This window comes from Dendronalium sp. ChiSLP03b (assembly GCF_034531165.2).
In the GTDB taxonomy this organism is placed as follows: domain Bacteria; phylum Cyanobacteriota; class Cyanobacteriia; order Cyanobacteriales; family Nostocaceae; genus Dendronalium; species Dendronalium minutum.
The window spans coordinates 1-15,954 of record NZ_JAVRBR020000033.1 but is presented as its reverse complement, the minus strand read 5'-3'; the positions used below and the strand labels follow the sequence as shown (position 1 = coordinate 15,954).

The following is a 15,954-nucleotide window of genomic DNA, read 5'->3' as shown; positions in this document are numbered from 1 at the left end:
AATTGGGACTGCCTCTTGCTATAACCCCTTGTTTTTTATGCTCATCTGTGCAAATCTCATATTTATATACTACGGTAAATTGACAGATTTATAGTAGTATATAAACGAATTGCCCAATAAATTAAACATTTACTGCTAAACATCCTATTAGTGCCTATTGCAAAGGTTCTAGAAAGCTATGTCTGAGCCACGTTACGGGATTTGGATTCCCGTTTACGGCAACTGCGGCGTGATGAACTATCCTCTTGAACCTCGTGATGCTTGCTATTCCTCAATAGCCGTACCAGTCAAATAAATAACCCAGACTCAGCCAAGTTTGCGGCGGAAAGAATCTTGCCAGATGAAGCAGTTCATCGCTTGGGTGTTGTAGATTGGTGGCAACGTAAAAAAGCCTAGCGCTGTCATCGCCACGATCGCTTTTGCCGGAGAACAAGCGAGTACACCAATTTTCGCTACCCTAGCCCGTAATTTTGATGTGGATGTCAATATCCTCAGTGGGAGTGTGGAAATAGTAGGCGATCGCCGAGTTGGTCAGTTTCACATTGAATTAGAAGGTGAAAAGATAACTCAAGCTTTGAAATATTTACACGAAGCAGAGTTTGAAGTAGAGGTGCATAGAAGAAGAATTCAGGAGTCAGACTTTAGAAATCAGAACAAGAAAGTGAAGATTCAGACCTGCAACTAATAATAGATAGGTGTGTTTAAGACCATGCATACGGAGGGCTAATGAGCAAATCGAAGCAATTAAAACTAGGTGCGTTCATGCGCCCGGTAAGCATACATACAGGCGCTTGGCGTTATCCTGGGGCTTTGCCCGATGCTAATTTCAACTTCCCAGCGCTGAAAAGTTTCATCCAGAAACTAGAGCAGGGCAAGTTTGACGCATTCTTCATGGCTGACCACTTAGCAGTGCTAAATATGCCAATCAACGCGCTGAAACGCAGCCATACTGTCACCTCTTTCGAGCCTTTTACCCTGCTTTCTGCCCTCGCCAGCGTCACCGAACACATCGGACTAGTAGCCACCGCTTCCACGACCTATGACCAGCCTTACCACATCGCTCGCCGCTTCGCCTCTCTCGACCATATCAGTGGCGGTCGTGCTGGCTGGAACATCGTCACCACAGCCAATCCAGACGCAGCACTCAACTTTGGATTAGAAGAAGAGATAGAGCATGATGAACGCTATCGGCGGGCTAGAGAATTTTATGATGTTGTCACGGGTCTTTGGGATTCCTTTGCTGACGATGCGTTTATTCGGGACGTGGAAGCAGGGATTTATTTCGACCCTGCAAAGCTTCATATTCTAAATCATAAGGGAAAATATCTCTCGGTGCGGGGGCCATTGAACATCGCTAGACCAGTCCAAGGCTGGCCGGTAATCGTTCAAGCGGGCGCATCGGAGGCCGGACGGCAATTAGCTGCCGAAACCGCCGAGGCTGTGTTTGCACCTGCTGGTAATCTGGAGGCTGGCAAAGCTTTATTTGCGGACATTAAGGGACGAGCGCGGGCAAAGGGACGTGACCCAGACAGTATAAAAATCCTTCCAGGTGCTTTAGTCATTGTGGGCGAAACTGTCGCCGAAGCACATGCCAAGCGTCTTCATTTAGACAGCCTAGTACATTATGACAGTGGAATCGCCAGTTTAAATGGCGCGCTAGGCTACGACGTTTCCGGCTTTGATCCGGACGGGCCCTTGCCAGAAATCCCACCGACTAACGCTGGTCACTCTTCACGAGAAAGAGTAATAGCCTTAGCGCAACGTGAGAACTTGACTATTCGACAACTGGCACAACGCATTGGTAGTTACGGCGGACTGGTCTTCGTTGGTACACCCCAAACCATCGCCGATGAAATGGAGCAATGGCTATTAGAGGAAGGTTCTGACGGTTTCAACATCATGTTTCCTTTTCTTCCTGAAGGGCTGAATGATTTTGTTGACAAAGTTGTGCCAGAACTCCAACAGCGTGGGATTTTTCGCCAAGAGTATGAAGGTAAGACGCTGCGTGAAAATCTCGGACTGGCGCGCCCTGCTAACCACTTCTTCCAGCCTAGTCTGGTGTAAGCAGCGATCGCCAGTATCACATCTCAAATTTAGTAGTAATTTAACCGTGTATTTTACACCCCAGAAAATTGGCAATACATCATGGTAGCAATATTTAAAAAACGCAACTTTCTCATGTTTTTAGTAGCGGGAGTATTTACCCTGTCTACAAGCCTAGTTGGTTGTAGCCCACAAACTACAGGGAAAACCGCTGTTGCCTCTAGTAACATTAAGACCAAAGTATTAAAGATGGGCTATCAGTCGGCTGGAGATATAGTCAAGGTTAAAGGAGTTCTAGAGAAACGTTTAAAGCCACTTGGTATTTCTGTAGAGTGGTCGAAATTTGCCGCCGGGCCGCAACTTCTAGAAGCGATGAATGTAGGAAGTGTGGATTTCGGTTATGTTGGTGAAACTCCACCTATCTTTGCTCAAGCCTCTGGTGTTCCTTTCGTCTATGTTGCTAGTAGTAAACCTGGTACTGGTGAAGCAACAGCTGTTGTAGTAGATAAAGACTCTCCAATCAAGACTGTAGCTGATTTAAAAGGTAAGGGACTAGCTTTCCAAAGAGCTACAGCACAGCAGTACTTTGTTGTCAAGGTTTTAGAAGAAGCCGGACTCAAACTTAGTGATGTTAAACACATTAACCTTACACCATTAGAAACTCGTGCAGCATTTGAACGTAAGAGTGTTGAAGCGGCAGTGATTGGCGATCCGCATTTGGCTTTATTTCAAAAAACTGGTAGAGTTCGGATTCTCCGCGATGGTAAAAATATTACTACTCAAGGAGGCTACTGGTTAGGTTCGCGTAACTTTGTTAAAAATAATCCTGAGCTAGTCAAAGCCATTTTGGAAGAGATTAACAATATCGGTAAATGGGCTGAAAGCAACCCGCGAGAGGTTGCCGAACTAATTTCACCCGAAGCAAAAATTGATGTTCCCACATTGGAATTAGTTTCAAAGCGGCGACGTTACACTCTCAGACCCCTGAGTGAAGAAGTTTTATCAGGACAGCAGAAGATTGCGGACTTGTTCTATAAGCAAAAATTTATCACAAAGAACATCAACGTTAAGGATGCAACTCTCTCTCGTGAACAGTATGCTGCTTTTACTCCAACAGATGTCAAGCCTTAAACAGCAATTGCCTTACCACTTACAAACATAAATTTTTCACAGGATATTTGGAGATAGAAACTAATGATTAAGAGTCCAGAGAAACTTACAGATACGACAATTCAGTTTTCGGCTTCTGTGAGAGCAAACTCGCCGGAACTCCAGCAGCTTTTTGATTTTATTGCTCTGGGGGCAAGTGAGCGCGATCGCGATCGCATTTTGCCTTTTGATGTGGTTGAATTAATCCGGCGTTCTCGGTTGGGTGCATTGCGAATCCCCGTAGCTGAAGGTGGTGGTGGTAGCACTGCGCGCGAACTATTTGAAGTCGTGATTCGGCTGGGTGATGCTGACCCAAATGTCGCTCACATTGTGCGGAATCATTTCTCTGTAACAGAGCGGATTTTGCGTTCTGAACGCACCCAAAGGAATCGCCGATGGCTCAAGGCTGTGGTCGATGGCGCGATTATTGGACTCGCTACCACCGAACTAGAAGTCAAGCGATCTGGTGGTGGTCAAGTTGCGAATACAAAATTAACACCTGATGGCGACGGCTATCGCCTGAATGGAAGGAAATATTACAGCACTGGCAGCCTTTATGCAGATTTGATTTTCGTGCGTGTGTTAGTACCCGATGACACGAAAGCGTTTATACTCATTCCTACCAACCGCGAGGGAATTGACCTTGTGGATGACTGGGATGGCTTTGGCCAAAGACTTACAGGCACGGGAACAACTACGTTCACTAATGTCCGCGTAGAGGCGGATGAAGTGATTTTTGAGACAGACACAGACAAAGACAACCTGCCATATAACATCGTTCCGCAATTATTTCTTACAGCAATCAATGCTGGCATTATCCGCAGCGTTCTGCGCGATGCAACAAACTTAATCCGTACTCGACCCCGGACTTTCTACCATGCCGTAGCCGAGCAAGCCTCAGAAGACCCAATTTTACAGCAGACTGTTGGACAGATTGCCGCCAATGCCTTTGCTGCCGAAGCAATTGTTTTAGCAGCCGCTGATGGTCTCGATCGCCTTCCTGCTGCCCAAGCTCAAGGTGAGGAATCAGAGACGGCTGCGGCGTTGGCAGCTTCTTTAGATGCCGCCAAAGCCAAATTGATTGTCGATGATTTGGCTCTACGTTCGGCTACCTTATTGTTTGAAGTTGGTGGGGCTTCTACAACTAAAAAAAGCTCCAACTACGATCGCCACTGGCGCAACGCTCGTACTTTGTCCTCACACAACCCAAATCACTTTAAGGCTCGTGCGATCGGCGACTACGAGATCAACGGTACACCATTGCCGCAAAGAGGATTCTTTTAAAGGATATATCATTCGTAAGAGGTTAAGGTTGGATACCATTTGTCAATAAGCAATAGTACTTAAAATATTGCGAAAATCGGGGTCGCAAACACAATTTTTGAGCAGGCGATCGCGTCATCTTGATACGCATCATTCATTGTTGCCCCAAAAGTTCAGTACAAGGGTTAACTTTATACCTCTGCTCTTTCCAAATTTTCAGCTTAATTTCTAATTGACAAAAGCAAGATTATCTTAACCTCTCACCGATGGGGATATATGGGCGTAAGGGAAAAAGTTAATAATACTCTATCATTTAATCGCTGCTTATTTTTTTGAAAGGCTTGTGTGGTAAAGCGAAGCGCGAATTCCACATCGTTCGTTAACCTTCAATATTTAGATGCGTTCGCCCTGATTGTAAATATACTAACCAATTCCAAAAATCTTTTTAAACAGCCTCTAAACTACAAACTATCTATAGTGAAACAGAGGAATTTAGACTAGTCAAATGAAATATTAGAACTTTTGTATTATACATGTAGTATTTACTTCAGGAGTTCATCGGTAATGACAGCTGTAGAACTGGAAAATTTACTAGACAAATCTGTTGATTTGGTAACTTGTTTTCAAGCTGTTCACTGGTTTAACCCAGAAGCAAGTTTATTGAATTCTAGATATACATAGCAAAGTAATCATTGTAAATTTCTGTATTAGTCATAACTGTAAGTTCTATCTGTTTGAGTTCTTCATCTGTAACTGGACTTGCGATTGTATCTAAACTTTCTTGAGGAATAAAATCACCACAGTATTCATTTGCAGGGACTGCTGCATTCATCTTTTGAGGATAACTCAATTTGAGATTATTCATGATAGTAATAAACTGACTGCGGGTGCGATACTCGTTCCGAGTCGCTCCGCGAACGCTAAATCTGGGATTAAGACGTTTTTCTTCGCCAATGGTGGAAACTGTACGGCCTTTGTAGTCATGAGCCGGATAAACAAAAGTATCATCTGGTAAGGTAAATAAACGTTGTGTTACCACGTCGTATAAGGTTCCAGCATCGCCGCCTTGAAAATCTGTACGTCCACAACCACGAATAAATAAGGCATCACCAGTTAATAGGTGGGTTTTGTTTACCAAATATGCTATGTGACTGGCAGTGTGGCCTGGAGTAGAAATTGTTTCAATGATTACTGAGCCGACTTCAAGGATTTCGCCACCAACAAGTGAGCGATCGGCTTTTGTCACAGCAGGATTCTGGGGAACAATCACTTGACAACCTGTTTTTTGTCTGAGTTTGCCCGCCCCTGTAATGTGATCTGCATGAAGGTGAGTTTCCAGACAATAGCGTAGCTTTAATCCCAGTTCATCTAATAATTGCAAATCACGGTCAACTTGCTCTAATACAGGATCGACTAGAATTGCATCTCCTGTTTGTCGATCGGCAATTAGATAAGTGTAGCTACTGGTTTCAAGGTCAAAGAATTGACGGAATAGGAAGGTTGATTGGGATTCAAAATTGCGTTCCCTCTCAGGGTTGCCGTTCGCGGTAGCGTCTCTGAAAGAGAAGGCATCGCCTGTTTCTTTATCTAATAAAGGCATAGCAGGAATAGGACGTACACGCACTGGCAATGACTGCAACAACGTCTTAGCTAATTCCTGTGCCTGTATCCGTAATTCTGGAACAGCAATAGTTTCCCACAAGTCACCTTTGCGAGGAATTCCTAAAGTATAAAGTAACGCCGAAACTCGATTGTCTGCTGTATATAAAGCACCGTGGTTATCTGTATCTAAACCTAAACCTATGACATTAGGACGAATTAATCCTTGCGATCGCAAATTAGAAATCAAAGGATGAGACTCTCGACGATAATCTGTTGTTACTCCTGTACACTTAACTACTCGGTGGACGTGTAAGACAGTATTCGTCTGAGTTTTGCGCCCAAATATTTTTACAGTTACGCCATCTGGCAATGCTTGATATTCCCGAATCCGTCCTGCGGAAATTATCAGTTGACCAGAATCCAGCATTTGGGTTAGCACATCTGCTACTTTCTGAGCAATGCGGTGACGATGCACATCCCAATAAGGTGTCAAATGTCGCAAAAAACGCTGCTTTTCTACAGTCGGTAATTTTTGCCAAATTTGCTGAGTTATAGGACGTAGAGAATCAATTACTGCTCGCCAGTCGTATCCTTGAGTAGTTGCGACTTCTATTTCTTCGCGCAGGCGACGTAACCAGCCACGTACTGTTCTTGGCGAGGTTTCTGGGGTTAAGAAGGTAGCATAAGGTTGAGCAGCTTGATGTTGTTGCGGAAACAAACCTCGTCGAGATACAGCATAGATTTTGCCCCGATGTTGGCGATCGTGGAGAGATAAAACCATATCGACCATCGTCAGCCCTGTACCAACTAACAATACAGAAGCATCAGGATCTAGTTCTGCTAATGCATCGGCTGACCAAGCATTCCGCTGATAACTTGCATTGCTATCATCTGCATGACGAATTGCAGGGAGTGAAAAAGGCGAGTTTCCTAATGCCAAGACTACTCTATCTGCGCTAAAACAGCGACCACTACGCAAAGAGATGGTTGCACTTTTTTCTTCAGGCTCTATCCCTACCACTTCATCACTCAAGCGTTCTAGGCGCACATCGCTAGGTGCTGTAGCTTCTGCTTCTGCCAAAATTGATTGAATGTATAAACCGTAAACCTGACGAGGTATGAAGCTACTAGCATTAACTTCTTCAGAAAAAAATGCTGCTAACTCGTTATGGTTGTACTGAAGCCACCGCAGTAGATGTCCTGGATCGTGGGCAAATGCACTCATGTTGCCGGCTGAAACATTCAGCAAATGACAGTTGGTATCTGTACTGTAGGCAATGCCTTTACCAATTTGATGATTACGCTCAATCAGCTTAATTGTAAGGGGTTGGCTGGCAGTTTTTAATAGGTGCGTAGCAACTAGAGAACCACTAAAGCCTCCGCCAACAATAACTATCGCGGTTGGAGTATGAGTAGTGAAAGAATTAGGCTTCATAGTAGTCTCGTATCAATAGTTACAGATAATTTATCAAGTCTGTTTACTAGGAATAAATCTATTTCCAACCCAGCTAACAGAATTCAGACTTGATATCATTTAATTTCTCATAATACCTGCTTTACTACATAAAATACATTTAATCGCTAGAAAAACCGTATTTTGATTAAATAGCTGTATCTTTAGAGCCAGGGAGTGTCAAACTTCTAACTGTTTTATTCCTACATCTGTTGCTTTGTCTATTTCGATAAACTTAGGCCCAGCAATGAGAACTATCACCATCATTAATAAACTCGTCACCATGATGATGCTCACTACGTTAGGGTCTTCAAAATTACTTGTTCCCACTAATAATGCTGCGGCAAAATTACGTTGGGCTGTGCCAACTCCTAGCACTCGTTGGGTATCAATACCAGGCCCACCTAGAAGATAGCCGACGCTAAAGGAGAAGATAATAAATACGGCACAAACAAAGATTGCGCCTGTTTTTAATAAGCCAATGATATCGTTGGTATGAATGAAGAGTCTAATTACTAAACCTAAAAGTAATCCAGCACTAGATAATTTCAAGAAAATTGGTTGGATAATAGGAGCGATCGCCGCAAATTTGGCTTTGATAAATAATCCAATTACTAATGGGCTAACCATCAGCAATAATAAAGGTTTGCCAATATCCCAAGAGTTGATTTCCACACCTTGCACCACTAACGGTAGTACTATCGGCATATAAAAAATAGTGCCAAGCATGAGCAACATCATTAATCCTACAGAAAAGGCTATATTGCCCTTAACTATCTGAGCAAGTTTAGGCAAAGCTGGTGGACCTGATGCTACTGCCATGACTAGTAAACCATCTTTTAGTGGTTCACTTAGAGGAACTACTTGGACTAGTAAATAGATAAAAAGTGGCACTAAGATAAAATTTGTTAGCAGAGACAAGATGACGAGTCTAGGACTGCGAAGTGGTTCCCAAATTTGTTGTATCGTTAGACCTAAACCTGCACCCAACATAGTAAACACAATGAATGTGAATAGTGCAAGTTTGTCGATTACTACTAAGAATTCATTCATCATTTATGAGGGTTGTGGGATATGAATAGGGCATTGAAAAGAGGCAGACAGAGGAATGGGGTGCTGTTTTTGTAGAGAGCTTGTTTGTTAGAGGATGTCTAATAAGTATTAAATATTTCTCTTGATCCCCCCTAACCCCCCCCTTTCTAAGGGGGGAAATAACCTCAAAGTCCCCCTTTTGAAGGGGGATTTAGGGAGATCTACAAGTATTTAATACAATACGAAGAAGTTTTCAGACATCCTCTTACTCTCCAACGCCACTTGCTACAACTTTGGGAACCAAAACAACGCAGTGGCTCCTCCCTACTTCCTATTACTTCAACTCCAGGCTGACTTGTTGTAAATTACCAGTGAAGGCAAAGGGTACTTGATAGGTATCAACAACGGGAGTACCTGTATCTCTGCCGACATCAAAGGTTTCGTCTAGGGCTAAACGGTAAGCGATGGTTTTTTCCACACGACCTTCGGCTACTTGTCGGTCGTTAATGAATAGCTTGCCGATTCCACCTACACCAACACCACCACCGTCATAATCAAAATTGAACCGGAGTGTAGATTTACCGGGGGATAGTTTTTCCGGGGATTGGATGATGTAACGGGCAGTATTGGCATAGTTGTAGATATATGTAGGCTTGCCATCTTCAAGGAAAAAGCTCCAACCTGCAAAGCGTCCGCCTTGGGTTAAAAGGACACCTTCAGCACCGTTTTCAGGAATTTCTACATTAGCTGTAATACTGAAGGAGCGATTTTTCAAATTTGGGGCGCTACCTTCTGGGATGCCAACTGCACCAGGATAGTAGGTGAAGGTGGTGCGTCCTTTGGTGAGACTGGGGCGAATTTTAACATCAAACCTTTCAGAGGTGCGATCGTCTAATGGTAATACTTTGTGCTTGCGAGCTTCCTTTAAAAACAACTTTTGAAGTTTTTCTAACTTGTCTGGGTTTTCCTTGGCTAAGTTGTTCGCCTCGCTGAAATCTTCTGCAATGTTGTACAGTTCCCACAGATCTGTATCAAAGTCACCTTTAGCAGTCCGTTCCCAAGGTAAGCGACCATGACGAGCCGCCGCTACCCATCCTTGATCGTAAATGGCTCGGTTGCCAAACATCTCAAAATACTGAGTTTGCCGATGGGAGGGAGTATCCGGATTATTAAAGGTATAAACAAGGCTAGTACCTTCGATTGGTTGTTGTTTGACTCCATTCACTTGTTTAGGAGCAGTAATTCCCGCAACTTCTAAAATGGTGGGTGCAATGTCAATTACATGATGGAATTGGCTGCGGATGCTACCTTGGTCTTTAATACCTTCGCCCCAGGAAATTACCAAGGGGTTGCGAGTTCCGCCAAAGTGAGAGGCAATTTGCTTTGTCCATTGGAAGGGACTATCGACTGCCCATGCCCAAGCTGCCGGAAAATGGTTGAATGTTTTGGGGCTACCTAAGTCATTGTATGAAGCTAGCAGTTGTGGCAGATTTTCGGGGACATCGTTGAAGACTTTGAGTTCGTTGACACTACCTGTTAAACCGCCTTCTGCACTAGCACCGTTGTCTCCCACAACGTAAATCACTAAGGTGTTATCTAGTTCACCAAGTTGGGCAACGGCATCAATCAGCCGTCCAATTTCATAATCTGTATGACCTAAAAATCCGGCAAATACTTCCGCCATGTGAGCATAGAGTTTTTGCTGTTCTGCTGAGAGGGAATCCCACGCTGGCAGTTCTTGGGGGCGGGGGGTAAGTTGGGCATTGGCAGGAATTACACCCAGTTGTTTTTGACGCGCAAAGATTTCTTCACGTAACTTATCCCAGCCTTGGTCAAATTTGCCTTTGTACTTGTCAATCCAGGCTTTGGGGGCGTGATGGGGTGCGTGGGTAGCTCCGGTGGCAAGATAGGCGAAAAAGGGTTTTTCTGGTGCAATGGATTGTTGGTTGCGAATCCAGGCGATCGCATGGTCTACTAAGTCAGGTGTCAAGTGATAATCTGGCTTGTTGGGTTTGTCTACACGTTTAGTATTTTCGACCAAAGCCGGACTCCACTGGTTCGTATCACCACCAAGAAAGCCGTAAAAATACTCAAAACCTAACCCTGTAGGCCAGCGATCGAAAGGCCCGGCGGCACTGGTTTCAAAGTCTGGTGTATTGTGCCATTTACCAAAAGCTGCTGTGTTATAGCCATTTTGTCGCAGTATTTCGGCAACGGTGGCAGCACTCTTGGGCAGAATTGTTGTGTAGCCTGGATAACCTGTAGCTAATTCTTCAACTACGCCTGTATTCACTGAATGGTGATTGCGTCCAGTTAACAAAGCTGCCCTAGTAGGCGAACACAAGGCTGTGGTGTGAAATTGGTTGTAGCGTAATCCTCTTTCGGCTAGGCGAGTTAAGTTAGGAGTCTCCACCGGGCCGCCAAAGGTGCTGGCTTGTCCAAAGCCGACATCATCTAGAATTACTAGCAAGACGTTGGGGGCTGTGGCTGGGGCTGTGATGGGTTGGGGAAAGTCTGGTTGTGATTCTTTATAGGTGAGGCCAATTTTGCCTTTGAATTCTGGAAAGGGAACTGGTAAAACTTCGGATGTAGCTGCTAAGGCTGGGCTATTGACCATCAACAAAGTGATGAGCAAGCTAGATAAAGCGATCGCCTTTGCTATTTCTGGAAACAGTTTCCAGTGCTTGGATTTAAACTTCATTCTTTATCCTTTCTGTAGTCAGATTTATCACTAAGCGAAACCCGATATGGGTTGTTCCCGTATCGGGTGCTTGAGATTCTCGCGCTGCTGGACGGAAGCGGCTGCAATAGTTGGGCGCGCACAGATAAGAGCCACCTTTGATGACATGTAGAGCTTTTTCGGTGGGTTTATTGGGGTCAAAACTTTGTTCTGGGCCTGTAGGATTGAGAGTGTGGGTTTTGTGGTTGTGTCCTGATCTAAACCGATCGGCAGTCCATTCCCAAACATTACCTGTCATGTCATAAAGACCATAACCGTTGGGTGAAAAAGAACCAACGGGGGCAATACCTGCGTAATTATCGCTTTTGGTATTGAAAAACGGAAAAATGCCTTGCCAGGTGTTAGCTTTTTTCTCTGAGTACTGGTTGCCCCAGGCATAAGTCGCATTATCTAATCCACCACGGGCTGCATATTCCCATTGCGCTTCTGTAGGTAATGATTTACCTGCCCATTGGGCGTAGGCTAGGGCATCTTCGTAGGCAATATGAACGACTGGATAGTTATCTTGATTTGCGATGCCTGCGGCGGACTGCGCCAACGCACTTTCTCTTCCAAAAGGATGTTGCCAATTCGCCCCAATTTTCCAATGCCACCAACTCAGCCACTTTGCTTCTGGTTGTGCTATTTCAAAAACCAGGGAACCGGGTAATCTTTGCTCGTCTGACAAGTCAGGAAAATGTTCTTTTGGTAAAGGACGCTCTGCAACTGTCACATATCCTGTTGCTTTGACGAATGCTGCAAATTGGGCGTTAGTTACTTCATATTTATCGATACAAAAGGAACTAACTTTTACTTCTTGTGCCGAGGGTTCTTCTAAATAACCTGAATTATCCGCTCCCATTGTAAATGTTCCGCCGGGAATCATGACCATTTCTTGTGGACAATGATTGACCCTAGCGGCGAAAGCTGGAGAAATGATGAGTGAGAGTGCGATCGCTAGTCCTGTAAATAATAATAGTGTTAAAAAACTTTCCTTTAACTTGAACATTCTGAAAAGTATCCGCTCAGTAGGGCAGTGATTACTAGCTCAAAGAAATGTTTATTAATAATAAAAACTAATCAAATCTCAAAGCAAATTTTGCTCAAACATAAAATATACTGTATATTGATAGATATACAGTATTTAACTCAATAGTGATAAATTACTGCCTAAACAAAAATAAGTCAAGAACCTTGCTGACCATCACGATATGGTTGATAAATTGAACTTTAGGGGGCGACAAACAAGTTAAAGAGGTTGCTATATAAGGCTTATAGCCATCAAACCCTGCTGATAGAATGCCTGTTTATTGCGAACGGAAGTCATCATTTCCAGAACTAATTCCTGACACTCATTCAAGGAAACTATCCAATTATAACCATATAAGCCTATCCAAAAAGCACTATGTCTTTTTCTACTTATGTTGTGTTCACAAGGACGACAAACATAAGATTGTTGTCTGGAGAATTGAGTTTTTTGTCCTTTTAACCATGCAGAAACCATTGCTAAAGCAATCAATAAAATTAGGCGTACAAGTCTCTCAGGATTTGCTTGAGAACCTTCTAAATTGTATCCCCCAGTTTTACAATCTTTAAACATAGCCTTAATCCCAAAGCGTTGACTATATATTTTCAACGCCATAGATACATCTGGTAGATTAGTTGATAAATACCAAGGTTGAGGTTCTTGCTGACCACGATATTTGCGTTTCCAATAAACCGCTAAATTGCCTGACTTTCCACATCCCGTGAAAAGTCAGATCCGCGTTATGGTTTTCCCCTACACCCTTACACCTCATATCATGTCCGGTTAAACAGTTGTCATTGCGAACGAAGTGAAGCAATCGCAGAGACATTGTGATTGCTTCGTTTCACTCCGTTCCACTCGCAATGACATACCCCTCTTCTGTCACTTTCCGGGTATTCTGAATAAAAGAATCAAAAGAAAAAACTCTGGAAGGTAAGCAGGGCAATGGATGTAGAATTACAAATCCTGAAGCATTTGGCGAGAGATGCTCACCCAACAGTTGCCATCATAGATGAATATTGTGCAGAGTATAAAGACTTATTTAAAGAAGTAAGAAATTATGAGTGCTTCAAATATTTACACTTAGGAATAATATCAACGATAAAAAGAAAATCATTACCAGAAATAGCAAAAGTAGTAAGTATAAACTCTGCCCAGTCATTACATCATTTTATAGCCGATTCAGACTGGTCAGTAAATGAATTAAAAATCCGAAGATTAAATAAAATCAAGAGAATATTAAATGGTCGAGCAATTACGCTAATAATAGATGAAACCGGAGATAGGAAAAAAGGTAAGAAGACTGATTATGTGGCTAGACAATATTTGGGAAGCGTAGGGAAAATAGATAATGGGATAGTTTCAGTCAATGCTTATGGAGTTTACTCCAATATAACTTTTCCATTAATTGTAAAAGTATTTAAACCAAAAGGAACATTAAAGGAATCAGATAAATATAAAACTAAAATAGAGTTAGCATCAGAAATTATTACAGAGTTAATTGAATCAGGGTTTAATATTGAATTAGTACTGGCTGATAGCTTATATGGTGAGCAGCGCGTTGGGCGGCTTTGCCGACTTGAAGCGACTGCGAACCCGAAGGGCGAAAGTAGCCAATTTATTAGGAAAATAGCTGAATATAACTTACCTTACGTTGTGTCAATTAGAAGTAATCATGGAGTCTGGTTACCAGCAGGGCAGAGCGTTAGGGCGAATAAATGGTGTAAGTTTGAGAGAACATTTAGCAATCAAAAATCAGAGACTCGATACATTAGGGAAATAATTTATGGTAAAAAAAGAGCCATAACCTACTGGGAAATAACTACTGACCCAGAAACTATGCCAGAAAATTCTACTTCTTTCGTAATGACAAATCTTCAAGGTAATCTCAAGAAAACTTTAGGAGATTTATATGGATTAAGGACATGGGTAGAATATGGTTTTCGACAGTGTAAACAAGAATTGGGTTGGACAGATTATCGTTTTACTAATTTCCAGCATATTGAGAGGTGGTGGGAAATTATTTTTTGTGTTTACACAATGATTAGTTTAAATTCTCCAGCATTTATATGCTTAAATCAATCTCGTAAAATTGAGGCTGAGGTACAGGAAGATAGTTCAGGTGATTTTTCTAATCATAAACAATGGAACCATGAATGCGGATGGAAGAATACTTTAAATAATCTGCGTCTAATTATCCAACCACTCTTGCTTTTTTGGATAATTTATCCTTGGCTAGATATTTTTCCCAATTCACATTTATTGCTGGGATTCAATCATTTAATTACTGCAATGAATCAATTTAAACCTTGTTATGCTTCTGGATAATTTCACTTATTTACTACTAGCTCACTCCGGAAAGTGACAGAAGAGGGATAAAACCCTCCTCTATCGCTTCAATGCTAGCTATCAAAGTTCTAATAGTTTCCAAGATTTTGCTAACTCAAATGTAACTACGATCGCACCTTCAATAACCTGGAAATTGGGGGATAGGACAGACCTAAATCTATACTACGAGTATACTAATTTCGATGGTATTCCTGAGAGTTTCGCCACTGTTTTCAGCGATAACACCTTCAAGCTGCCTCGAGATCGCTACTTAAGTTATCCTCTCGGTGGCAATTATTATAGTACTCAAAGATATGGCTACACGTTGAGCCATGAGTTTAGCGATAACTGGCAGGTTCGTAATAATTTTTCTATAGCTGCTACTAATGCCATCCAAGAGTATACGGTAGGAATAGACCTAGAGGACGACAGTTTACTACAGCAATATGCTGCAAGACGTGACTACTTGCAAGACAACTATTTTGGACAGATCGATTTGGTTGGGAAGTTTAATACAGGCTCGATTCCACATCAACTTTTGTTAGGCTTTGATGTCAACCGCTTTGTGCAACATTTTAATGTTGTTCGCCTCGCTGTACCCCCTCTAGATGTCTTCAACCCAAACTACAATATTCCAGAGCCAGAAATTACTACTGGGGGTTTTAATTCCCAGCAAACTATTCAATCTTATGGATTCTACCTTCAAGATCAGATTAGCTTTCAAGATAATCTGAAGTTACTGATTGGCGGGCGCTTTGATTGGATTTCACAAAACAGTGGCACAGAGGAATCAGAACAGAATGATAGTGCGTTTAGCCCTAGAATCGGGTTAGTGTACCAGCCCAGTCAATCTGTTTCTCTCTACACCAGTTACAGTCAATCTTTTAATCCTACCGAGGGATTTAACCCTGATAATGCGGCTTTCGAGCCGAGCAAAGGAACCCAATATGAAGTGGGAATTAAAGCTGACTTTTTAGAAGGCAGACTTTCAACAACATTAGCAGCCTATCAAGTCACCAAGACGAATGTTACAACATCCGATCCCGATCCCGAACGAGCCGCAGAAGGTTATTCCACTCAAACAGGGGAACAAACAGGGAAAACGCACCTTATTTCCTAATAAAAACGTAATAAGGATTTCAAAGTCATCTATACAAGTGCAAAACTTAACAAAATTATAAACAAAATAAATAGATATTTCTGCAATCGCATAAATTAACTTATCTCTAATAAAAAAACTCTTATTTAAGGATGAATTAGCTAACTATTCAGCCATGAATAAGTCAACTTATCCTTAAAAATAAGCAACAATCTTAACTAAATTATTGACAAGTTAGT

The 15,954-nt window shown here is 42.4% G+C and carries 13 protein-coding genes; 6 read left to right on the top strand and 7 right to left on the bottom strand.

What is annotated here, in order from left to right; genetic code table 11:
• Positions 1–306: 306 nt before the first annotated feature.
• The gene (locus RMY31_RS08135) at positions 307–486 is read right to left on the bottom strand and encodes a hypothetical protein (protein WP_322665681.1); all 180 of its coding nucleotides are present in this window, start codon (positions 484–486) and stop codon (positions 307–309) included.
• Here RMY31_RS08135 and RMY31_RS08130 point away from each other — a divergent pair.
• The 4 genes from RMY31_RS08130 (at position 404) to RMY31_RS08115 (ending at position 4,476) form a co-directional block, all read left to right on the top strand.
• On the top strand, positions 404–685 hold the full coding sequence (locus RMY31_RS08130) for an NIL domain-containing protein (RefSeq protein WP_409877660.1): 282 nt from the start codon (positions 404–406) through the stop codon (positions 683–685). The two genes, RMY31_RS08135 and RMY31_RS08130, sit on opposite strands and share 83 nt — an antisense overlap.
• 41 nt (positions 686–726) lie before the next feature.
• A complete protein-coding gene (locus tag RMY31_RS08125) occupies positions 727–2,064 on the top strand; it encodes an LLM class flavin-dependent oxidoreductase (protein ID WP_409877651.1) in 1,338 nt (445 codons plus the stop codon).
• Between the two features lie 81 nt (positions 2,065–2,145).
• The gene (locus tag RMY31_RS08120; protein WP_322665687.1) at positions 2,146–3,174 is read left to right on the top strand and encodes an aliphatic sulfonate ABC transporter substrate-binding protein; all 1,029 of its coding nucleotides are present in this window, start codon (positions 2,146–2,148) and stop codon (positions 3,172–3,174) included.
• Positions 3,175–3,237: 63 nt separating this feature from the next.
• Positions 3,238–4,476 (top strand): acyl-CoA dehydrogenase family protein, encoded by a 1,239-nt coding sequence (locus tag RMY31_RS08115; protein ID WP_322665689.1) that lies wholly within the window; start codon positions 3,238–3,240, stop codon positions 4,474–4,476.
• 646 nt (positions 4,477–5,122) lie between these two features.
• Here the strand turns inward: RMY31_RS08115 and RMY31_RS08110 are convergent.
• From RMY31_RS08110 to RMY31_RS08085, 6 genes are all read right to left on the bottom strand, one after another.
• Positions 5,123–7,492, bottom strand: coding sequence for an FAD/NAD(P)-binding protein (locus tag RMY31_RS08110; protein WP_409877649.1), 2,370 nt, complete (start codon positions 7,490–7,492; stop codon positions 5,123–5,125).
• Positions 7,493–7,690: 198 nt separating this feature from the next.
• Entirely contained in the window at positions 7,691–8,566 is an 876-nt protein-coding gene (locus tag RMY31_RS08105) for a bile acid:sodium symporter family protein (protein ID WP_409877647.1), read from the bottom strand.
• Positions 8,567–8,876: 310 nt separating this feature from the next.
• Positions 8,877–11,243 carry an arylsulfatase gene (locus RMY31_RS08100; RefSeq protein ID WP_409877645.1) on the bottom strand — a complete coding sequence of 789 codons (2,367 nt, stop codon included), beginning with the start codon at positions 11,241–11,243 and terminating at the stop codon, positions 8,877–8,879.
• The gene (locus RMY31_RS08095; protein ID WP_409877643.1) at positions 11,233–12,270 is read right to left on the bottom strand and encodes a formylglycine-generating enzyme family protein; all 1,038 of its coding nucleotides are present in this window, start codon (positions 12,268–12,270) and stop codon (positions 11,233–11,235) included. Before RMY31_RS08095 ends, RMY31_RS08100 begins: the two co-directional genes overlap by 11 nt.
• 252 nt (positions 12,271–12,522) lie before the next feature.
• Positions 12,523–12,903 (bottom strand): hypothetical protein, encoded by a 381-nt coding sequence (locus RMY31_RS08090; RefSeq protein ID WP_409877641.1) that lies wholly within the window; start codon positions 12,901–12,903, stop codon positions 12,523–12,525.
• 16 nt (positions 12,904–12,919) lie between these two features.
• On the bottom strand, positions 12,920–13,117 hold the full coding sequence (locus RMY31_RS08085; RefSeq protein WP_409877639.1) for a hypothetical protein: 198 nt from the start codon (positions 13,115–13,117) through the stop codon (positions 12,920–12,922).
• A gap of 116 nt (positions 13,118–13,233) precedes the next feature.
• Between RMY31_RS08085 and RMY31_RS08080 the strand changes: the two genes are divergently transcribed.
• On the top strand, positions 13,234–14,616 hold the full coding sequence (locus RMY31_RS08080; protein ID WP_409877637.1) for a transposase: 1,383 nt from the start codon (positions 13,234–13,236) through the stop codon (positions 14,614–14,616).
• Between the two features lie 154 nt (positions 14,617–14,770).
• Complete coding sequence (locus tag RMY31_RS08075; RefSeq protein WP_409877635.1) at positions 14,771–15,736, top strand: TonB-dependent siderophore receptor; 966 nt, start codon at positions 14,771–14,773, stop codon at positions 15,734–15,736.
• Positions 15,737–15,954: the final 218 nt, after the last annotated feature.